Origin of the sequence: Orbus sasakiae, from assembly GCF_039542345.1 — a bacterium.
Taxonomy (GTDB): domain Bacteria; phylum Pseudomonadota; class Gammaproteobacteria; order Enterobacterales; family Orbaceae; genus Orbus; species Orbus sasakiae.
Map to the genome: position 1 here is coordinate 66,256 of NZ_BAABHY010000001.1, position 22,435 is coordinate 88,690.

At 37.0% G+C, this 22,435-nt stretch carries 19 protein-coding genes; 8 read left to right on the plus strand and 11 right to left on the minus strand.

All coding sequences use genetic code 11. The features are described from left to right. Positions 1-60: 60 nt before the first annotated feature. Positions 61-675, minus strand: coding sequence for a LysR substrate-binding domain-containing protein (locus tag ABEA36_RS00270; protein WP_345487514.1), 615 nt, complete (start codon positions 673-675; stop codon positions 61-63). Beyond that, positions 629-970, minus strand: coding sequence for a LysR family transcriptional regulator (locus ABEA36_RS00275; protein WP_345487516.1), 342 nt, complete (start codon positions 968-970; stop codon positions 629-631). The genes ABEA36_RS00270 and ABEA36_RS00275 overlap by 47 nt, the downstream gene beginning before the upstream one ends. Before the next feature lie 108 nt (positions 971-1,078). On the opposite strand from ABEA36_RS00275, the gene ABEA36_RS00280 reads away from it, so the two are divergent. Next, entirely contained in the window at positions 1,079-1,684 is a 606-nt protein-coding gene (locus tag ABEA36_RS00280) for an FMN-dependent NADH-azoreductase (protein ID WP_345487518.1), read from the plus strand. 52 nt (positions 1,685-1,736) lie between these two features. Here ABEA36_RS00280 and pflA read toward each other — a convergent pair whose 3' ends face one another. From pflA to focA, 3 genes are all read right to left on the minus strand, one after another. Next, complete coding sequence (gene pflA, locus ABEA36_RS00285; RefSeq protein ID WP_345487520.1) at positions 1,737-2,513, minus strand: pyruvate formate lyase 1-activating protein; 777 nt, start codon at positions 2,511-2,513, stop codon at positions 1,737-1,739. A 108-nt stretch (positions 2,514-2,621) separates the two neighbouring features. Further along, a complete protein-coding gene (gene pflB, locus ABEA36_RS00290; protein ID WP_345487522.1) occupies positions 2,622-4,904 on the minus strand; it encodes a formate C-acetyltransferase in 2,283 nt (760 codons plus the stop codon). A 63-nt stretch (positions 4,905-4,967) separates the two neighbouring features. Continuing rightward, on the minus strand, positions 4,968-5,819 hold the full coding sequence (gene focA / locus ABEA36_RS00295) for a formate transporter FocA (RefSeq protein ID WP_345487524.1): 852 nt from the start codon (positions 5,817-5,819) through the stop codon (positions 4,968-4,970). A 335-nt stretch (positions 5,820-6,154) separates the two neighbouring features. Between focA and serS the strand changes: the two genes are divergently transcribed. Together serS and rarD are read left to right on the plus strand one after the other, a co-directional pair. Beyond that, positions 6,155-7,447, plus strand: coding sequence for a serine--tRNA ligase (serS, locus tag ABEA36_RS00300; RefSeq protein WP_345487526.1), 1,293 nt, complete (start codon positions 6,155-6,157; stop codon positions 7,445-7,447). Between the two features lie 205 nt (positions 7,448-7,652). Further along, the gene (gene rarD / locus ABEA36_RS00305; protein WP_345487528.1) at positions 7,653-8,549 is read left to right on the plus strand and encodes an EamA family transporter RarD; all 897 of its coding nucleotides are present in this window, start codon (positions 7,653-7,655) and stop codon (positions 8,547-8,549) included. A 46-nt stretch (positions 8,550-8,595) separates the two neighbouring features. Here the strand turns inward: rarD and ABEA36_RS00310 are convergent, their stop codons facing one another. The 3 genes from ABEA36_RS00310 to sugE all read right to left on the minus strand — a co-directional run bounded on the left by ABEA36_RS00310 (position 8,596) and on the right by sugE (position 10,985). Continuing rightward, a complete protein-coding gene (locus tag ABEA36_RS00310; RefSeq protein ID WP_345487531.1) occupies positions 8,596-9,669 on the minus strand; it encodes a 3-deoxy-7-phosphoheptulonate synthase in 1,074 nt (357 codons plus the stop codon). A 332-nt stretch (positions 9,670-10,001) separates the two neighbouring features. Then, the gene (locus tag ABEA36_RS00315) at positions 10,002-10,355 is read right to left on the minus strand and encodes a DMT family protein (protein WP_345487533.1); all 354 of its coding nucleotides are present in this window, start codon (positions 10,353-10,355) and stop codon (positions 10,002-10,004) included. A 312-nt stretch (positions 10,356-10,667) separates the two neighbouring features. Then, on the minus strand, positions 10,668-10,985 hold the full coding sequence (sugE, locus tag ABEA36_RS00320; protein ID WP_345487536.1) for a quaternary ammonium compound efflux SMR transporter SugE: 318 nt from the start codon (positions 10,983-10,985) through the stop codon (positions 10,668-10,670). Between the two features lie 242 nt (positions 10,986-11,227). On the opposite strand from sugE, the gene dcd reads away from it, so the two are divergent. The 5 genes from dcd (at position 11,228) to ABEA36_RS00345 (ending at position 19,143) form a co-directional block, all read left to right on the plus strand. After that, positions 11,228-11,809 (plus strand): dCTP deaminase, encoded by a 582-nt coding sequence (dcd, locus tag ABEA36_RS00325; protein ID WP_345487538.1) that lies wholly within the window; start codon positions 11,228-11,230, stop codon positions 11,807-11,809. A 17-nt stretch (positions 11,810-11,826) separates the two neighbouring features. Next, a complete protein-coding gene (gene asmA, locus ABEA36_RS00330) occupies positions 11,827-13,740 on the plus strand; it encodes an outer membrane assembly protein AsmA (RefSeq protein WP_345487540.1) in 1,914 nt (637 codons plus the stop codon). A gap of 238 nt (positions 13,741-13,978) precedes the next feature. After that, positions 13,979-16,663, plus strand: coding sequence for a DNA topoisomerase (ATP-hydrolyzing) subunit A (gene gyrA, locus ABEA36_RS00335; protein WP_345487542.1), 2,685 nt, complete (start codon positions 13,979-13,981; stop codon positions 16,661-16,663). Positions 16,664-16,756: 93 nt separating this feature from the next. Next, entirely contained in the window at positions 16,757-18,085 is a 1,329-nt protein-coding gene (gltP, locus tag ABEA36_RS00340) for a glutamate/aspartate:proton symporter GltP (protein ID WP_345487544.1), read from the plus strand. A 38-nt stretch (positions 18,086-18,123) separates the two neighbouring features. After that, positions 18,124-19,143: an MFS transporter gene (locus ABEA36_RS00345; RefSeq protein WP_345487546.1), complete on the plus strand. Its 1,020-nt coding sequence runs from the start codon at positions 18,124-18,126 to the stop codon at positions 19,141-19,143. 41 nt (positions 19,144-19,184) lie between these two features. On the opposite strand, the gene ABEA36_RS00350 is transcribed toward ABEA36_RS00345, so the two are convergent. The 3 genes from ABEA36_RS00350 to ABEA36_RS00360 all read right to left on the minus strand — a co-directional run bounded on the left by ABEA36_RS00350 (position 19,185) and on the right by ABEA36_RS00360 (position 21,974). Continuing rightward, positions 19,185-19,979, minus strand: a complete 795-nt coding sequence (locus ABEA36_RS00350; RefSeq protein WP_345487548.1) for an ABC transporter ATP-binding protein — start codon at positions 19,977-19,979, stop codon at positions 19,185-19,187. After that, the gene (locus ABEA36_RS00355) at positions 19,976-20,926 is read right to left on the minus strand and encodes an ABC transporter permease (protein ID WP_345487550.1); all 951 of its coding nucleotides are present in this window, start codon (positions 20,924-20,926) and stop codon (positions 19,976-19,978) included. The genes ABEA36_RS00350 and ABEA36_RS00355 overlap by 4 nt, the downstream gene beginning before the upstream one ends. 61 nt (positions 20,927-20,987) lie before the next feature. Next, positions 20,988-21,974 (minus strand): ABC transporter substrate-binding protein, encoded by a 987-nt coding sequence (locus tag ABEA36_RS00360; protein ID WP_425571832.1) that lies wholly within the window; start codon positions 21,972-21,974, stop codon positions 20,988-20,990. Positions 21,975-22,435 lie beyond the last annotated feature (461 nt).

Consider the following 22,435-nt stretch of genomic DNA (forward strand, 5'->3'; position numbering starts at 1 on the left):
AAAGGGAGCTGCGGGCTCCCTTTTTGATATATGATTGTGAGTAAATTTTACTTAATAGACTTATAACAGTTCTAAATGATTTGGTAAATACTGACGTATCGCATCAATCACAACGCGTGTTTTTACCGGTAAAGAATGGGTTTTTGGCCAAACGACAGAAATAGGGTAATTGATACTTTGATATTTTGGTAGTATTTCGACTAACAGGCCTTGCTGAATGTGATTTTTAATTAACCAATTGGGTAAGTGGGCAATACCAAAGCCTCTTAATACGGCGGGCATCATCGTTTGTAAATCATTCATAACGAGCCTGCTACTGGGTAAATACACTATCTGTTTTTGTTTTATATCGTAAAAGTACCATGGGATCACTTTACCCGATTGTGCATAGGCAATTAAACAATGATCCTTTAGCTCATCAATTGTGCTGGGTTCCCCTTTGTTCGCCAAATATTGGGGGGATGCGCACAGTGTCATTCTATGATTACCAATTTGATGGGCGATAAAGTGATTTGAGTCAGCAATTTCACCGACCCTTACCGCGACGTGAATCCCTTCACGTGGTAGGTCGATAATCGCGTCATTGAGTATGATTTCAATCTGTAATTCTGGGTACTGTTCCATTAAATCAACAAGTATTGGCGTGATATATAAGCTGCCTAGTAATTGTGGCAAAGTGATAGAGACTTTTTCCTTTAACGTCTAGCTTACCACTTTCTAAATAAGATTGAACGTCATGAATTGATTCAAGTGCTTTCACGCTATATTCATAAAATACCATTCCTTCGTCCGTTAGTACTTGATGGCGTGTCGAACGCTGAAATAACGCGACACCAAGCATTTTTTCAAGTCGAGATATACTTTTACTGACTGCTGACCGCGTTAAATGAAGCCGTTTTGCTGCGGCAGAAAAATTACCGTGTTCAATGACTGCAACGAATATGGGTAAACAATTAAGGTCTATTTTCATAATATTGTTGAATTATAGGAATCAATAATGGGAAATTATATCACTCATTATGTTGTTTGCAATTTAGGTATACTAAAGCCATTGTATATCAACAAGAGTTTATCAAACGTGAAAATATTAGTTATAAAATCAAGTATTAATGGGCATCAATCACAAACCAATACATTAATTGAATATTATTTAAACCAACGTAAATTACAAGGCTACAAAGATAGTGTGATCGAGCATGATGTTGAGTCTGTGCCATTGCCAGTACTGACCCATCAGCGATTTCATGCATTAAGGGGAGCACAAACCGATGATGCAGAATTATTATCAACAATTCAATTATCTGATCAATTAATTGCAGAATTAAAAAGGACTGATATATTGGTACTTGGCGCACCGATGTATAACTTGAATGTGCCAACACAATTAAAAAATTGGTTTGATATGGTGGTACGTGCAAAACACACTTTTTTTTATACCGACTCTTACCCACAAGGATTAGTCAATAATGTCAAAGCGCTAATTGTGAGTGCACGCGGAGGTATTCATCAAGGGCAACCAACTGATGCAATCACGCCGTATTTAACCGCTGCATTGGGATTAATGGGTATTAACGATGTTCATTTTGTTTACGCTGAAGGTTTGGATATGAAGCCAGAGGGGTATCTTGCAGGAGTGGCGAAAGCACAACAGCAGTTAAAAGACTATCTTCATATTGATATTTAATTTGCACATATCACTTTGCTAATTTACTTAGCAAAGTAATAAATGACTTTAACTACTTACTGAATGTGACTTCGTGACCGTAACTTTCAAGGATACCTTGGATACGATCCATCGTTTCACGTGGTGGAGGTTCAACACCTTCTAGCATGTATTTATCGCCAAGTGTTGCCCACTTAAATGCGCCCATTTTATGATAGGGTAGCATTTCAACTTTTTCGATATTATTCATACCTTGGATAAATTTACCTAGACGGTGAGCTGAGTCGTCGTCGTCTGACCAACCCGGTACCACCACATAGCGAATCCAAGTACGCTTATTAATTTTGTGGAGATATTGCGCAAATTCGAGAACACGTTTATTTGATACGCCAACCAGTTTTTGGTGAATATCATCGTTCATTTGTTTAAGGTCTAACATAACTAAATCTGTTTCAGCCATTAATTCATCAATGGTGTGATCAATATTTCTTGCATATCCATTCGTATCTAAACATGTACCAATACCTTCGGCATGGCAGGCTTTAAACCATTTTGCAACGAATTCAGCTTGTAAAATTGCTTCACCACCCGATGCGGTCACACCACCACCATTTGGAATGATAAAGTGTTTATAACTTACGATTTCTTTCATGAGTTCTTCAACAGTGACTTCCCGACCTGCTTTTAGATCCCATGTATCACGGTTATGACAATATAGACAGCGCATTAAACAGCCCTGAAAGAAAACAATAAAACGAATTCCCGGCCCGTCCACTGTGCCAAATGATTCAAAAGAGTGGATGCGACCTGTAATTTGCTCTTCTGTCGTCATAATAATATTTTGGTTCATTAATTTTCTCTAATTATTGCTGCACGATGCTTTTATTATTGTAATGATCTTTATTTTTAAAAATAAAGGCTCCAACGGGAGCCTTTACTCATTGCTACAACATATTACTTACATTGCTTGTGTAAAAGTACGCGTAATAACGTCTTTTTGTTGCTCTTTTGTTAAAGAGTTAAAACGTACAGCGTAACCAGAAACACGAATCGTCAATTGTGGATATTTTTCTGGATTTTCCATGGCATCGAGTAATGTTTCACGGTTTAATACGTTAACATTGAGATGTTGGCCGCCTTCAACGCTTGCTTCATGATGGAAATAACCATCCATTAAGCCTGCTAAGTTACGTTTACGTGCATCATCATCTTTACCTAATGCATTTGGTACGATTGAGAATGTGTAAGAAATACCATCTTTCGCATAAGCAAATGGTAATTTGGCCACAGACGTTAATGAGGCAACCGCACCTTTTTGGTCACGGCCATGCATTGGGTTCGCACCAGGTCCAAATGGTGCGCCAGCACGACGTCCATCAGGGGTATTACCTGTTTTCTTACCATAAACAACGTTTGATGTAATGGTTAAGACTGATTGCGTAGGAATGGCATTACGATAAGTTTTAAGTTTTTGAATTTTCTTCATGAAACGTTCAACTAAATCAACAGCAATGTCATCAACACGTGAGTCATTATTACCAAATTGTGGGTATTCGCCTTCGATAGAGAAGTCTACTGCAAGACCATCTTCATCACGAATCGTTTTCACTTTTGCATATTTAATTGCCGATAATGAGTCAGCTGCAACAGAAAGACCGGCAATACCACATGCCATTGTACGAATAACATCACGATCATGTAACGCCATTAATGACGCTTCATAGCTATATTTGTCATGCATATAGTGAATCGCATTTAATGCCGTAACGTATTGTTTTGCTAACCAATCCATGAAATGGTCTAAACGTTCGAATACAACGTCAAAGTTAAGGTATTCATCTTTAATTGGTGCCGATTTAGGACCCACTTGGATTTTTAATTTCTCATCAACACCACCATTGATTGCATAAAGTAGTGTTTTTGCAAGGTTAGCGCGGGCACCAAAGAATTGCATTTGTTTACCAACAATCATTGGGCTTACACAACATGCGATCGCGTAGTCATCATTGTTAAAGTCTGGACGCATTAAATCATCGTTTTCATACTGTAATGATGAGGTATCGATTGATACTTTTGCTGAGTAGTTTTTGAATCCTTGCGGCAATTGTTCAGACCAAAGAATTGTCATGTTTGGTTCTGGTGATGGACCCATTGTATAAAGTGTATTTAAGAAACGGAAACTTGTTTTTGTGACAAGCGTACGTCCATCAACACCCATACCCGCTAATGATTCTGTTGCCCAAATTGGGTCACCTGAGAATAATTCATCATATTCAGGTGTACGTAAGAAACGCACCATACGTAATTTCATTACGAAGTGGTCAATAATTTCCTGAGCATCTTTTTCAGTGATTAAACCAGCAGCTAAGTCGCGTGCAAAATAAATATCAAAAAACGTTGAAGTACGGCCTAATGACATTGCCGCGCCGTTTTGTGATTTAACTGCAGCAAGATAACCAAAATATGTCCATTGGACTGCTTCTTGTGCTGTTTTTGCAGGACCTGAAATATCATAACCGTATTTTGCAGCCATCTCTTTAATTTGTGCTAATGCACGATGTTGTTCTGCAATTTCTTCACGACGTTGCATTGTCATTTGAAGATCAACACCATTTTCAAAATCGTCTTGTAATGAATTAAATTGAGCAAATTTATCTTTCATTAAAAAGTCGATACCATAAAGTGCGACACGGCGGTAGTCACCAATAATACGACCACGCCCATAAGCATCAGGAAGACCAGTGATGACACCTGATTTACGACAACGAAGAATGTCTGGTGTATAGATATCAAAAACACCTTGGTTGTGTGTTTTACGGTATTCGGTAAAGATTTTTTTGACCAATGGATCGAGTTCACGGTTATAAGCTTTACATGAACCTTCAATCATTTTAATACCACCGAACGGAATCATCGCTCGTTTTAATGGTTTCTCAGTTTGTAGACCAACAATTTTTTCGAGGTCTTTTTCAATGTAACCTGCATCGTGAGCAGTAATGGTTGAGATGACACTTGTGTCAAAGTCAACAGGGGCATGGGTAGCATTTTCAATCTTGATACCATCCATAACTTTATCCCAAAGTTTTGTTGTCGCATCAGTTGCTCCAGCCAAGAAAGACTCATCACCTTCATACGGTGTATAGTTCTTTTGAATGAAATCACGGACATCAACACTATTTTGCCAATCACCGTCTTTAAATCCTTTCCAAGCACTTGCTTGTACTTCGTTTAAATTACTCATATTTGTCACCTCAGATTTATAAAAACTTTATCTACCCTTTATATAAGGGTAAATAATTAAAATTCAATGGGCTTTACGTAAATAAAGGCCCCAGTAGGATAGCGCAACGGCTAATCCTCCTAAAATATTGCCAATTGTTACTGGGATTAAATTATTAATCACAAAATGTTCAATGGTTAAATTGGGAAAGGCATCTGGTTGGAGTCCAATAGATAGCCAAAATTCAGGTGTTGCAAAGTGATTAATGACAATTCCCATCGGAATCATATACATATTTGCAATACTATGTTCAAAACCACTCGCGACAAACATCGCGACAGGTAAAATCATAATCAGCATTTTATCAAGGAGTGATCGCCCTGCATAGCTCAACCATACTGCAAGACAGACCATTAAATTCGCTAGAAAACCTAAGCAGACTGCTTCAATAAAAGTATGGTGTAATTTGTGATCGGCGGTTTGCAACACATTTAATCCCCAAGCCCCATTAACTGCCATGTATTGACCAGAAAACCAAATGACGGTAACGAAAAAGATAGCCCCAATAAAATTACCAAAATAAACGAGTACCCAATTGCGTAACATTCTACACCAGCTAATTTTATGCGTCATTTTCGGTAGAATGGTTAAAACGGTTGAGGTAAATAAATCTGCACCACAGCAGACCACTAACATTAAGCCTAATGAGAAGCAAATTCCACCAACAAATTTGACTAATCCATAAGGCGCGCCACCTGCACCGGTTGTCACGGTGATATAAAAGACAAATGCAAGCGAAATGAATACACCAGCAATAATGGCAGAGAAAATAGTTGTTAAGGGATGTTTATTTACTTTGTAGTTTCCGATCTCTTCTGCGAGCGCAGTCATTTGTGCGGGAGATAAGGAATCAACAATTTTGTTGTCAGTACTCAAACTAACGTCCTCAAAAAAACTGTGGTTTTATGAGAAGCATAGTATACTCAAAATTTGAGCCAGATCACTCTTTTTTTCCAATAAAAAACCAACAAAATAATAAGCTCTTATTTTAATTCTATTTTTATTAATTTTGATGATAACATGGTACCATGTATATTATAATCTATTGTTATTAGCTGATATTTTCGTCTTATCCTAATCCATATAAAAATGACGGGTATTTTGCCTATTTGATCTGTATTCTAAACTGTACGCCATGCTAAAATGGCGTATAATAGCGATTAATTCTATCACTTCGTATTATTCATAATAAAAAAACAGGTTATCAAATTATGTTAGATCCTAATTTACTACGCAATGAGTTAGATCAAGTAGCTCAAAAATTGGCGCGTCGCGGATTCAAATTAGACGTAGAGACCATTCGTGGACTAGAAGAAAAACGTAAAGTTTTACAAGTTGAAACAGAAAGTTTACAAGCTGAACGCAATGCGCGCTCCAAATCGATTGGTGAAGCAAAAGCTCGTGGTGAAGATATTTCAGCTGTTCGTGAAGAGGTCAATAAATTAGGGGAAAGACTTGATGCTGCTAAAAAATCATTAGAAGAGCTATTAGGTCAGATAAAAGATATTTATTCAGCTATCCCAAATATTCCCGATGATAATGTGCCTGATGGTAAAGATGAAGCTGATAATATTGAAGTTTCTCGTTGGGGAGAGCCAAAACAGTTTGATTTCCCTGTTCAAGATCATGTTGCATTGGGCGAAAAATTTGGGGGGCTCGATTTTGCTGCTGCCGTAAAATTAACGGGAGCACGTTTTGTCGTCATGAGAGGGCAAATCGCGCGTTTGCATCGTGCTATTGCACAATTTATGCTTGATTTACATACTCAAGAGCACGGATATACTGAAATGTATGTTCCTTATTTGGTTAACCATGCAACATTATATGGCACGGGTCAGTTACCTAAATTTGGTAAAGATCTCTTCCATACTAAACCACTTGAAGAAGAATCTGACGCCAGTAATTATGGTTTGATTCCAACTGCTGAGGTTCCCGTTACAAACTTGGTTCGTGATGAAATTCTTGATGAAGATGTATTACCATTAAAAATGACGGCTCACACACCTTGTTTTCGTTCCGAAGCGGGTTCATATGGTAAAGATACGCGTGGCTTAATTCGTATGCATCAATTTGATAAAGTTGAATTAGTGCAAATTGTTAAACCAGAAGCGTCGATGAAAGCATTGGAAGAGCTGACAGGTCACGCTGAAAAAGTTTTACAGTTACTCGAACTTCCATACCGTAAAATTGTACTATGTACTGGTGACATGGGCTTTGGTTCTCGCAAAACCTATGATTTAGAAGTTTGGGTTCCAGCTCAAAATACGTATCGTGAAATCTCATCATGTTCAAATATGTGGGATTTCCAAGCGCGTCGAATGCAAGCTCGTTTCCGCAGTAAAGCGGATAATAAACCATATTTAGTGCATACATTAAATGGTTCAGGACTAGCGGTTGGTCGTACTTTAGTTGCAATCATGGAAAATTACCAACAAGCGGATGGTACAATTAAAGTTCCAGATGTGTTAGTACCTTATATGAATGGTTTGCAATACGTAGGTTAGATTTTGTGATAAACCATGAATAGCGCTAATGTTGATTAGCGCTATTTTTTTATCAAGAAAAATATTAAGAACAATTGAAACATAAGTTCAGCTCAATGTTTATTCATTTTATGTTTAGCTTCATAAATAATATAAAAACATGTTAATTGGGGTTATGTTTCGATATCACGATTAATCGCTTGTGTTATCTGATAGAGAAAATGAAATGTATAAGGGAATATTGCTCTCATTAAGCGCATCTTGCCTTTTTGGATTAGTTTATTATTATCCCGTGTTTTTAAAACCGCTATCAATCATTGATATATTCTGTTGGCGGTTACTTATGTCTTTTCCTGCCATTATGTTGTTAGTTTTTGCTGAGAGGCAATGGGCATCAGTCACTGAATTATTTAAACGAATTGTTCAGAAACCGTTATTTTTATTTGCATTGATTTTTTCGGCTTTATTGCTCTCAATACAAATGTTAATTTTTGTATGGGCACCATTGAGTGGTCGAGCTTTATCGACTTCACTGGGGTATTTTATGCTACCGTTGACAATGGTGGTATGTGGGCGGATTTTTTATAAAGAACGATTTAGTTTTCTGCAAAAAATTGCGGTTGCATTGGCTTTTGTCGGTGTTGCGCTTGAAGTGTATATTACTGGGGCATTTTCGTGGGAGACGATTGTTATTACTTTGGGTTATCCCATCTATTTTATGTTTCGCCGCAGAATGAGCATTGATGGTATTGCCGGTACCTTTTCTGATTTTTTCTTTTTAGCGTTAGGCTGTTTAATTTATTTCATCGTTCAATATGATACACAAAAGATCATTGATGATGTGGTCAATTTTCATGTCTATATCCCGTTATTAGGTATTATTACTGCGATTGCTTTTGCGGCTTATTTTTCAGCGAGTAGATTGTTACCGTTGGGTTTATTTGGCTTACTGGGTTATGTTGAGCCGATTTTATTAGCCATCGTATCAATTGTCTTTTTACATGAAACCATCCAACCAGAACATATTGTGTCTTATGGTTTGATTTGGGGGGCAGTTTGTGTACTCGTGCTTGAGGGACTGGTTTATACCATTCGTAATTTTAAACGAAAGCGCATTAAATAAAAAATCCCCATAGTAAATATGGGGAAAAATGAGGGGGTTACAATAATTAAGCACTAAGACGTTCGGTGAGCGGTTTAGCCAGATCGTTAGCCATTTTACGTAATAGTTCTTCAGTGACTTGCCAATTGATACACGCATCGGTTACCGATACACCATATTTCATCTTTTCTGGTGGCTGTTCAGATGATTGATTGCCTTCAAACAAATGGCTTTCAATCATCACCCCAATAATCGACTGATTACCATTTTTGATCTGTTCAATAATGGAATCTGCAACGAGGGGTTGGCGACGGTAATCCTTATTTGAATTACCATGACTACAGTCAATCATTAGATTAGGAAGTAAACCTGACTTTTTCATTTGTACTTCACATAATGCGACATTGCTTGCGCCAAAATTAGGTGTTTTGCCGCCTCGCAAAATCACATGGCCATGTGGATTACCTTGCGTTTGGAGGACGCTCACTTGCCCTAATTGATTTAGCCCCACAAAACGGTGCGGCATGGCAGAAGATTTCATGGCATTAATGGCAACGTCTAAATTACCATCCGTACCATTTTTAAAACCAACCGGCATTGATAATCCTGACGCCATTTCTCGGTGGGTTTGTGATTCCGTGGTTCTAGCACCGATTGCAGACCAACTAATTAAATCACCAATATATTGTGGTGTATTTGGATCGAGTGCTTCTGTCGCGATCGGTAAACCAATTCGTGTTACATCGAGTAATAACTGACGTGCTTTTTTCAATCCGTTTTCAATATCGAATGAACTATCCATATGTGGGTCATTGATGAGCCCCTTCCAACCTACGGTTGTACGTGGTTTTTCAAAATAGACGCGCATCACAATTAGCAACTGATCTTGTAATTCATCGGATAAGGCTTTTAGTTTGTGAGCATATTCGATTGCGGATTTTGGGTCATGCACTGAACATGGACCGCATACGACGAGTAATCGGGGATCTTTGCGTTCTAATATATTCACAATTTGTTGTCTTGATTGTGCAATTTGATTTTCAAGTTCATTTCCCAGTGGAAATAGCTTTTTTATCTCATCGGGTGTGATGAGTTGTTGTTCGCTCTTAATACGAACGTTATTTAATTTATCTTTTAACATAGAATATTAACCTTAAAACGTGTTAATGTTTTTAAATTTTTACGACAATGTAAAATATAATTTACAATCGATAGAGGTTCATCTAATCATAAAAACTGTGATCAGTAAATGCTTTTTGTTAAAAATGTATTTAAATTATTTTTGTGTAAATTAATGTTTACGAATTTAGGTGTGGCTTGTTGTGGCGTTGTATCCAGATGATGATAGATAGGTTTAATTGAAAATAGTGAATGGCAGAACAGTTAAAGAAGGGGTGTAACTGAGAGTATAATGTTAGCTGTAACCCCAATATTAGGGGGTATCATGGTGGTTACAGCCAGTTGAAGGCGAAATTAGCCCATAATTTTATCCCGAAACATAAAAAATACGGCACCAAGTAAACATAACCCAGCCCATACATAATCCAAGCGAAAAGGTTCTTTTAAAATAAACAGTGAAAACGGAATAAAGACGCTTAAACTGAGGACTTCTTGAATAATTTTAAGTTGACCTGCTGTTGCGACTTCGTAACCTATGCGATTTGCTGGTACTTGTAAAAGGTATTCAAATAACGCAATACCCCAACTGACTAATGCAGCAACAATCCATGCTTTATTATGAAAGTACTTTAAATGACCATACCAAGCAAATGTCATAAATACATTACTAAGCGTCAGCATGCCGATTGTGATAAAAATAGGATTCATGATGAAAATACCGAAAGGAAAAGAATAAAAATCAAGTAAATACCAATATACATCAACATTCTAAAGCAAACAATATTTTTGCCGAGTTTATTATTTTATGGGGTATTTTTATATCAGACTAGCGTGATATTGGTCAGAGCATGGAATCTTTTAGGTATTATCGTTAGACATCCACATCGCAACCATTGTTACTATAATTAAAAATAGGGATATCATCTCGGTATTGTTTTTAATATACCATTTCATTTACTCGCATTGCATGAAAATGGCAGAGACTAATACAAAATTAGCTATACCATTTTGCGTAGCAGGTTAACTTGATGTTAATTTTAAGCCAATAACACCCATTAAAATCATAAATAAACAAACCACTTTTAACATATTCACTGACTCATTAAAAATGCAGAATCCAACTAGTGTTGAGCCAATAATACCAATACTTGTCCAAACAGCATAAGATAGCCCCATCGGTAAGCTTTTCATCGCATAGGCAAGTAAAAAAAAGCTACAAGCCATAGTGATGATGGTAACGATACTTGGTGTTAAGCGAGTAAAGCCATAACTGTATTTAAGACTAATGACCCACACGACTTCAAGCAGTCCTGCAATAAATAGAGATAGCCAAGCCATATTGATGTTCCTTTTAACATTGTCAGGGTCGTCCCTCGTTATCATGAAACATCATCAGGTCGTCCTAATGAGTATAAGAAGTGCTTTTATTGAATAATCATTCAATCTAATTCAGTAGATCATATAGCGCTAATGCATTGAAATCTATATACTGATGGCAATAATAGTATTTATTTATCAAACAACATATTACCTGATAAAATAGATATCAAATAGATTAATTTATGCTTGGAGAAAAGCAGATGAGATTATGTGATCGTGATATAGAGTTATATTTGGCAGAAGGGAAGCTAAAAATAACCCCAGAACCCGCTGTTAGCAGTATTAATGGTGCAACCGTTGATGTCAGACTTGGCAATCAATTTCGAACATTTCGCGAACATACTGCCGCATATATTGATTTAAGTGGACCTAAAGAAGAAGTGACTGCTTCACTAGAAAGAATTATGAGTGATGAAATCATTTTGCAAGAGGGTGAAGCATTTTATTTGCATCCAGGTGAATTAGCATTAGCCGTCACACTCGAGTCTGTCACGATCCCTGATGATTTGGTTGGCTGGCTTGATGGTCGCTCATCACTTGCAAGATTAGGACTGATGGTACACGTTACAGCACATCGTATTGATCCAGGCTGGCAAGGTCAGATCGTGTTAGAGTTTTATAATTCAGGTAAATTACCATTGGCATTACGTCCAGGCATGACAATTGGTGCATTAAGTTTTGAAACATTAAGCGGCCCAGCTGCTAGGCCTTATAATCGTCGCCAAGATGCTAAATACAAAGGGCAACAAGGTGCGGTTGCAAGTCGCATTGACAAAGATTAATAGAAGGAATTACCCCAATGATTAAGAAGATATTACTAACTTTATTCATTTTAATCGTACTGGCTATTGCAGGTGTTATTGCATTAGTGGTATTTGTCGATCCGAATAACTTTAGAGGGTTTATCTCTAACACGGTTAAAGAACAAACGGGTTACGAATTAACTATCGAAGGTGATTTACGTTGGCATATTTGGCCACAAATTAGTATTTTAACCGATTCCGTTCGTTTAGAAGATGACGGTGCTAAAAAACCGATTTTAACCGCAGATAATATGCGTTTAGATGTGGAGTTATTGCCATTATTCTCAAAACAACTTGCTGTTAAAAATGTCTTAGTTAAGGCAGCGGTTATCAATATTACTGATGAGAGTAAAGGTCATGTTGCTAGCGGTAAAAAATCCACAACCACTGTCAATCAAACACAAACCGAACAATCAACCAAAGAAAGTTCAGGCTGGTCTTTCTCGCTAAATAAGCTTGAGATTGTCGATAGTACCGTTGTGTATCAGCAAAATAAAGATATTATCAGTTTTCGGGATATTGATGTCTCGGTGGTACAAAAAGATGATAAAAATATTGCTGTCGATTTGAGTGGTAGCGTCAATCGCGATCAACAAGATTTTATTTATAGCTTAAATGCCGATGTCAATCTAGCGAACTTTCCTAAAAATGCGCAAGTTGAACTACATAAACTGACTTATGATTATAAAGGCGTTGGTGTACCAGCGGGGCAGCTAAAGGGTGAAGTCAGTGCAACATTTAACTATCAACAAACGCCATTAGTACTTGATAGTAAAAATTTTAGTTTATTGCTAAATGGTAATAAGATTACTGGTCAACTGAAAGCAAATTTAGATAAAAAACCTTATTTTGAAGCATTATTTAAATCTGATAAATTTGATTTAAGCCCATTTTTAGCGTCTAACTCAGAAGGTAAAACAAGCAGTACGGGTCAAACATCCCAAAGTGAACCCGTGGTTGTGAATAAAACAATAAAAGGCAACGAATTGGCTTTTTTACAAACTTTTGATGCTAAATTTAATTTGACTGTAAATGAAGTTTTAGCCAATAACGTGGTCATTAATAACTTTATTATTGATGCGGACAATAAAGATGGTATTGCATCATTGAATAAAGTTAATTTAGATGTAGCTAAAGGGCATATCACTGCAAATGGTTCGGCGAATGGTAAACAAGCGATAACAAGCATTAAACTTGCAACGAAAGCCATGGATATTGATTTAGGTGTGTTGTTTGAACAGTTACAAATTGTCAATAACTTTAAAGGTGTATTCTATGCTGATGGTAACATCGCAACCAATACAATTGTTCCGCAAAATATCATGACAGCCTTAACCGGGAATTTAGATGTGAATGTGAATAATGCGCGACTTGAAAACTTTAATATCCAACGGATTATTCAAACGGCTGTTTCTCAATATTCTAAAGAAGCAGTGACTGCCGATGAATATCAAAAATTCACTGAACTGCATGAAGTTAGTGCTAATGCAACACTTGCAAATGGTGATATGAACCTAACTTCACTTAAAGCGTTGTCGGAAACACTTGATGTTACAGGTAATGGTAAAATAGGCTTAACCAAACAAGATCTGGATATTAATTTACAAGTTAAAATGCTCAGTGGTTGGAATGGGGATAGTCGCACAATCCAAAAACTACAGAATTTAGTGATTCCGGTCCGAATTTATGGGGCATTTAATGAACTTCATTATCGAGTCGATGCGGATAAACTGATTAAAGATGCGTTAAGCAGTAAATTGCAAAGTGAGCTTGATAAATTAAAAGATCGCTTAAACAGTAGTAATCAAACCACTACCGATGAGCAGAGTGATTCATCAGGCACAGAGAGCACGGATGATAAGCAAAAAGCAAAAGATATTTTAGGTGGATTGATTAATAAAATTAAATAATGTGAATGGTATTTATCGTTTGATCGCCACTTTTGTGGCGATTTTTTTATCCTATATTTATCACTTATGATAAAAATGTAACGAATTCTTATCCCCCCTTTAGCCACATATAAATTGATTGCCTAAAATTGTCATTCAACTGATAATTTATTTCACTTTTTCACTGACTAAAATGCTAATTTTGTGATATAATTTCGCATTATTTTGTTTATATTTTACCTAGTGAGAAAGTGGTTTTATGACCGATTTATCAAAAGTTGAACTTGCCAAAGAAATTACCCCTGTCGATATTGAAGAAGAATTAAAAACATCATATCTAGACTATGCCATGTCAGTCATTGTGGGGCGAGCACTACCGGATGTTCGCGATGGACTAAAACCTGTTCACCGTCGTGTGCTTTTTGCGATGAATGTATTAGGCAATGATTGGAATAAAGCTTACAAAAAATCAGCCCGTGTGGTCGGGGACGTCATCGGTAAATATCACCCACATGGTGATACCGCTGTATACGATACGATTGTTCGTATGGCGCAACCCTTTTCATTACGCTATATGCTTGTTGATGGCCAAGGTAACTTTGGTTCGGTCGATGGTGATTCAGCGGCAGCGATGCGTTATACCGAAATTCGTATGTCTAAAATTGCCCATGAATTATTAGCCGATCTTGAAAAAGAAACCGTTGATTTTGTGCCAAACTATGACGGTACTGAACAGATTCCAGCTGTATTACCCACTAAAATCCCTGCTTTACTGGTTAATGGTTCATCAGGTATTGCTGTTGGTATGGCAACCAATATTCCTCCGCATAATTTAGCTGAAGTCATTAATGGTTGCTTAGCGTTTATTGAAGATGAGAATATTACGGTTGATGGCTTAATGGAACACATTCCAGGCCCTGACTTCCCGACAGCGGCAATCATCAATGGCCGTAAAGGGATTGAAGATGCTTATAAAACGGGGCGTGGTAAGGTTTATATTCGTTCTAAAGCTGAAGTGCAAGTTGATGATAAAACTGGTCGTGAAACCATTATCGTTCATGAACTGCCTTATCAAGTGAATAAAGCTAAGTTGATTGAAAAGATTGCCGAATTAGTTAAAGATAAAAAAGTTGAAGGAATTTCAGCATTACGTGATGAATCGGATAAAGATGGCATGCGTATTGTCATTGAAATTAAACGTGATGCAGTTGGTGAAGTGGTATTAAATAACCTTTACTCATTAACACAATTACAAGTCACTTTTGGTATGAATATGGTTGCTCTTCATAAAGGTCAGCCAAAACTGCTTACGCTACGTGATATGATCGAAGCGTTTGTGTTGCACCGTCGTGAAGTTGTAACACGTCGCACGATTTTTGAGTTACGTAAAGCTCGTGAGCGTGCTCATGTGTTAGAAGGCCTTGCAATTGCACTCGCGAATATTGATCCTGTGATTGAGCTGATTCGAAGTGCTGCAACCCCATCTGAAGCTAAGGAAAAGCTACTTGCTCGTGCATGGGAGCTTGGTAATGTGGCCTCTATGCTTGAAAAAGCAGGTAACGATGCGGCAAGACCAGAAGATCTAGCTCCTGAATTTGGTATCCGTGACGGTTATTACCACTTATCAGAAGCTCAAGCGCAAGCAATTTTAGAACTTCGTTTACATCGTTTAACTGGACTTGAACACGAAAAAATCTTAGATGAATATAAGCAACTATTAACACAAATTGCTGAGTTATTATATATTCTTGCAAGTCCGGAACGTTTAATGGAAGTGATTCGAGAGGAATTGGAAAGCATTAAAGCACAATTCCAAGATGCCAGAAGAACCGAAATTACAGCAAGTTCTGCTGATATTAATATTGAAGATTTAATTGCCCAAGAAGATGTAGTTGTTACACTATCACATCAAGGCTATGTCAAATATCAACCATTGTCTGACTATGAAGCACAGCGCCGTGGTGGTAAAGGTAAATCAGCGACTAAAATTAAAGAAGAAGACTTTGTTGAGAAACTACTCGTTGCTAATACGCATGATACGATTCTCTGCTTCTCAAGCCGTGGTCGTTTATATTGGATGAAAGTCTACCAATTACCAGAAGCAAGCCGTGGAGCAAGAGGTCGCCCAATTATCAATTTATTGCCATTGGAAGCGAATGAACGAATCACGGCAATATTACCAGTTAAAGAGTTTGATGATGAACATTGTGTCTTTATGGCCACAGCACAAGGTACCGTTAAGAAAACATCATTGATTGAGTTTAGTCGTCCACGCAGTGGCGGGATTATTGCGATTAATCTGCGCGATGATGATGAACTGATTGGTGTTGATTTAACCAATAATGAAACATCTGCAGTACTTGATGATGAAGAGTTAAATGATGATGTAATTGTCGATGACGTTGAATCAGAAGATGATGAGTCACATGAAGTTTCCACGACAGAAGATATCATGCTATTCTCAGCTAATGGTAAAGTAGTGCGTTTCCCTGCAAGTAAAGTTCGTAGCATGGGACGTACCGCGGCAGGCGTACGTGGTATCAAACTTGATAAAGATGATAAAGTTGTTTCATTAATTGTTCCGCGTGGTGATGGTGCGATTTTAACAGCTACTCAAAACGGTTATGGTAAACGAACAGAGCAGGCTTCGTATCCAACGAAGTCGCGTGCAACGAAAGGGGTTATTTCAATCAAAGTAAGTGAAAGAAATGGTCAGGTCGTTGGTGCTGTACAGGTAGAGGAAGGTGATCAGATTATGTTAATCACCGATGCGGGAACGCTTGTTAGAACGCGAGTTTCTGAAGTCAGTATTGTTGGAAGAAATACACAGGGTGTCACCTTAATTAGAACGACTGAGGATGAAAAAGTCGTCGGACTACAACGCGTGGCTGAGACCGAAGATGATAATGATAACGAGCTCAGCAGTGATGAGGCGTTGTCTTAATCACGAGATGATAGTATTAATAAAAGATTAGCTAGCCACTAATCTTTTTTTTTGAATAATAATAACTCATTTTAAATTATTATAGGAATAGGTATGTCTTTGATTTTAAAAAAATTTACTAAAAGTTTAGCCTGGCAAATTTTATTTGCGCTGGTATTCGGGATTGCATTTGGGGCAATGCTACATATGATTGCAGACCCGTCTCATTCATTATATTCATATTATCAATTTAGTATTGTGAATATATTTCAGCCTGCTGGGGATATTTTTATTAGACTCATTAAGATGATTGTTCTACCCATTATTTTAAGTACTTTAACTTTAGGTATTGCAGGTTTAGGGGGATCGAAACGACTGGGTACACTTGGCTTTAAGACCATTTTGTATTTTGAGGTGATTACCACTATCGCCATTTTACTCGGGCTATTTTTTGGTAATGTCTTTAGCCCTGGTGAGGGCGTTAGTCTGTCACAATTAGGTCATGCGGATGTATCAAAATATATTACACAAAGCGCTGAAATCAGTGATAAACCACATGGTTTGATCGTTATGATTTTAGATATGATTCCGGCTAATATATTTAAAGCAATGAGTAATGGTGAAATTTTACCGGTGATTTTCTTCTGTGTATTCTTAGGGTTAGGCTTAATGCAATTACCTGATAAACAGCGTGAACCCTTTATTGCATTCTTAAAAGTGATCTCTGACACAATGTTTAAAGTGACCAATATCATTATGCGATATGCTCCTATTGGTGTATTTGCGCTCATGACAGTCACGATTGCAAAATATGGATTTAGTTCATTGATGCCATTGTTAAAATTAGTTGCTGTTGTATATCTCGCGATGATTGTGTTTACACTTGGTGTACTTGGTTTAGTCTGTAAACTGTGTAAATTTAATATTTTTATGCTGCTACGTATTTTAAAAGAAGAGATCATTATTGCCTTTTCTACAGCAAGTTCTGAAACAGCTTTACCCAAAATTATTGAGAAGATGGAAGCCTATGGCGCACCTAAATCGGTGACGAGTTTTGTGATTCCAACGGGTTACTCATTTAATCTTGATGGTTCTACGCTTTACCAAAGTATTGCAGTGATTTTCTTGGCACAGCTATATGGTATGGAATTACCAATTATGCAGCAAGTGATTATTGTTTTAACCTTAATGATTGCTTCAAAAGGGATCGCAGGCGTGCCTGGCGCTTCAATTTTGGTACTGTCTGCAACATTGGGCAGTGTAGGAATCCCTCTAGAAGGTATTGGTTATATTATGGGGGTTGAGCGTATTTTAGATATGGGGCGAACGGTTGTTAATGTGATTGGTAATGCGCTTGCTGCAATTGTCATTGCACGGTGGGAACATCTATTTGATGATAATAAAGCGCGTGAATATGAAAAAGAGTATATCAGTCATAGATAATGTTTATTTACCAATAGATTGTTAATAAAAAGATATATTTGGAATATAACTTTATAAAAAAAACTAAATTAAATAATAAGAGAGTTGTAATTATGGACACTATAATAAGTAACAAATCAGAATGGACTTGGGCTGATTTAATTAGCAGTTATAGATTTTGGGGACTAATAATATTCATTTTTTTTCTCAATTTAATTAATGTCACATTTTCATATATTGCACCATTTTTAGTATCGGAGTATGGATACCCATATTATCATATTGGCTATTTAGTGAGCTTTAGATCTGTTGGTTTGTTTCTTGCTATTATTCCAGCTTGGGTAGCCAGTAGAACAAAGAGCTACTATGCACTTTATGTATTCTCTGCTATTGCGATACTATCATTATTGGGCATCTCTTTATTTAGTGATAATTTATTTATCATGTCGATATGTTTATTTTGTATAGCGCTATCTACCGGCGCATCTACTTTATTTATTGCGGCAAATATTGCCAAAGCTACCAATAGTATTGAATTTTTTGTATTAGCATTTGGCTTGCTATCAACTGTAACATGGATGAGTAATTTTATTGCTCCTGTGGAAATGGCTTTACTAGTTGATTCATTAGGTTATAAAATTGTTTTCATCATCAATATATTCATAGTTATTGCTGGGGTACTATTTTTATTACCAATTAAAAAAACATTATTTACTGAAAATCCATCATTAAGACATGTTGAGAGTTTTGGGAAAACATATCATGAACCTGTAGTTACATTTTTGTTAGCTACTATCATTCCTTTTTATCTCATTTTTTGGTTTGTTAGGGCATATCGTGATATTCGCTATTATAGCCAGTCAGCTAAGTTAATGACGCCATTTGGTGCTGGATGGAGTGCTTTGTTGGTTCCTTTCGCGATGCCGGTGATGTTGATTGTTTTAAATGATGTAATTAATGAGAAAAAAGGGGCTATTAGAAAAACCAATTGGGGATTAATATTAATTAGCTTATTTTTATTACCGATTGGTGTGGCAGTTGTACAAAATAAACTCAATGAGCTTTCATTGGTTGAATAATATAAGGTGTAAACCGCGGTTAGTACCGCGGTTGTAATATGTTAACCTAACAATAAAGAATCATCGGTGATAACTTCACCTCGTGTTTTTTCAAACATACTGAGTAAATCACTGACGGTCATTTTTGAACGCTCATCACCCGATACATCTAATACAACTTGGCCTTGATGCAACATAACTGTGCGAGTACCGTATTCAAGTGCTTGCTTCATGGAGTGAGTGACCATCATGGTGGTTAACTTACTTTCTTGGACGATTTGATTGGTTAACTCTAAAACAAACTGGGCTGTTTTCGGATCTAAAGCAGCGGTGTGTTCATCAAGCAATAAAAGCTTTGATGGTTGTAGTGTTGACATTAATAAGCTAACAGCTTGCCTTTGTCCGCCTGATAATAGTCCCATCATGTCGGATAAGCGATTTTCTAAGCCTAAGTTTAAAATACTCAGTTTTTCTTTAAATAATGCCCTAATATGACGATTAAGAGCAGGTTTTAAGCATTGTTTTTTACCACGGTTATAGGCGAGTGCTAGATTTTCTTCGATAGTGAGTTTTTCGCAAGTACCAATCATTGGGTCTTGAAATACTCTCGCGACCATTCCCGCTCTTTTCCAAGCGGGTAAACGTGTCACATCTTTATCATTGATGATAACATAGCCAGAATCAGAAATTAAATCCCCACTAATGACATTAAGTAGCGTACTTTTACCGGCACCATTACTACCAATCACCGTCACAAATTCGCCTTCTTTGATGTTAAGATTTAGACCTCTTAGCACATGGTTTTCAATTGGCGTACCCGCGTTAAAGGTTAATTGTAACTGTTCAACTTTGATCATGCTCTACGTCCTCGCTTGTGTGCCCATTTTTTTAAGTGTTTTGGCAAGACTAATGCAAGAACCACTAATACCGCAGTGATTAAATTCAGATCTTCAGTACCAATACCAATGCTTTGTAACAATTCGTTACCTAACGCAACCGCAATAAAGAGTCGATATAAAATCGCGCCAAAAATAACTGATAGTGTAATTACCCACATACGTTTAGCTGGGAAGATACTTTCACCAATAATAATCGAGGCAAGACCAATTACAATTGTTCCCACACCAATTGTAATATCTGCACCACCTTGTGTTTGTACAAACAGTGCACCACCAAGCGCAATTAAGCCATTTGAAATTGCCATACCTAAAATTGTCATGGCACCCGTTGGGATTCCTTGCGATTTTGCCATACGTGCATTCGTGCCAGTTGCTCTTAATGCTAAGCCTTTTTGAGTATTTAAAAAACTATTTAATAGCAACCAAAAGACAACAACAAAACCAAGGACCATTAAAGGCTGAACAATATATTGGTTAGTATAATCAGCATTAATAAAGGGGGAAAAAATAGTTGTTGCATCAAGTAATGAGAGGTTTGGTGAACCCGCCATTCGGGTAGTTTCATCCATAATATAAGGTGCTAATCCTAAAATACGCAAATTAATCGAATATAGCGCAATCATGACAATAATGCTGGATAGTAACTGTAAGATATTGAGTTTGACGTAAAGCCATCCCGTTACCATTCCAGCAATACAACCGGCAAATGTACCTAATATCGTTGCGGTCCATGGATCGATACCAATATACAAACACAACCCACAAACAGCTCCACCTAATGGAAAGCTTCCATCGGCAGTTAAATCGGGAAAATCGAGTAGACGAAATGAGATGAATACACCCAAACTCACTAAAGCGTAAATCAATCCTATTTCAAGAGATCCTAAAAAAAATTCAAATGACATTTAATTATCCTAACTTCTTATACTACCACTTAGAGTAAGTGGTAGTTATCCTGATATGGCCTTATTTTTCAACAACTTCTGCCGCCATATTTAATATTTCATCTGAGAGCACAACACCTTGACGCTCAGCAGCTTTGGTATTAATGACTAATTGTGTAACATTCCCTACTTGTGGTGGAATATCACCAGGGTTTTCACCATTTAATATACGGATGACAATTTTACCAGCTTGTCGACCCAAATTATAGTAGCTCATTCCTAAAGCAGCTATCGCACCGCGACCGGCTGAATCGGGATCCGATGCAACTAACGGAATTTTACTTTCATTCGCCACTTTGACTAACGATTCGTATGCTGACACAACATTGTTATCGGTAGTCGTATAAATTAAATCCACTTTACCTTTTAAACTTCTGGCTGCAGTTGGAATATCAGATGTGCGTTGGGCTGGGGCAGCAATAACTTTAATCCCTTTTGGTGTTAAAATCTCTTGGAGTTGTTTTAATACGATGGTTGAATTAACTTCACCTGGACTATAAACATAACCGATTGTCTTTAAATTTGGTTTGATCTTCATCATGACATCAATTTGTGTTTCGAGTGCTAATGCATCAGATACGCCGGTAACATTCGTTTTTGATGCATCCCAGCTTGGTGTGAGTTTTGCAACAACGGGGTCAGTCACTGCGGTAAATACAATTGGAATGGTTTTGGTTGTTGCCGCTAACGCTTGTGAACTCGGCGTTGCAATTCCAACAATAACATCGGGTTTACTGGCAACAAATTGTTTGGCAATTTGCGCTGCATTTGCACTACTGCCTTGGGCACTTTGATACTGTAATTTCAGGTTTTCACCAACAATATAGCCGTTATCTTTAAGTTCATCCTCAACACCTTTTTTAACGTTATCTAAGGCGGGGTGTTCTACGATTGCAGTAATTGCAACATATTTCATTTCTTGCTCTACGGCGGATGCAGTGAAAGGAACGATTAATGCACAAACAGCAAGCATCACTGACGATAATACGCGGTTTTTAATATGACGCATTTTGATTTCCTGTAAAGTTTAAATTACAATAATAAAATGGAAGAATACTTAATATAAACTAATTCACATAAATTATCCAGCTTGATAATGAGTATAAAATTGTACACATTTGTTTACAATTTTATTCAAAGACAATAAAAAGAGAGTTATAGTATCAAAAAAACTCAATATGCTTTTTGGGGAATATAATCAAGGTGATAGATGTCGTAATATTAAAATCAGAAAAGAGAGCATCATCAAACCCATTCATCTTACTATCTGATTAATGTTAGGATAAACAAATCATGTAGGCGCGTTTGGTCGTTAATAACCGATTATCTCAAAATGAAAATAGCATGATCATTATCACATTCTATAACTTGGGCTTTGAGCTATCATGCTATGATATTTAAAGTATAAATGATGTTGCTTAAGCGTTTATGGTCTAAAACAAAAGTATTGTTCACGTCTTTTTGAACACA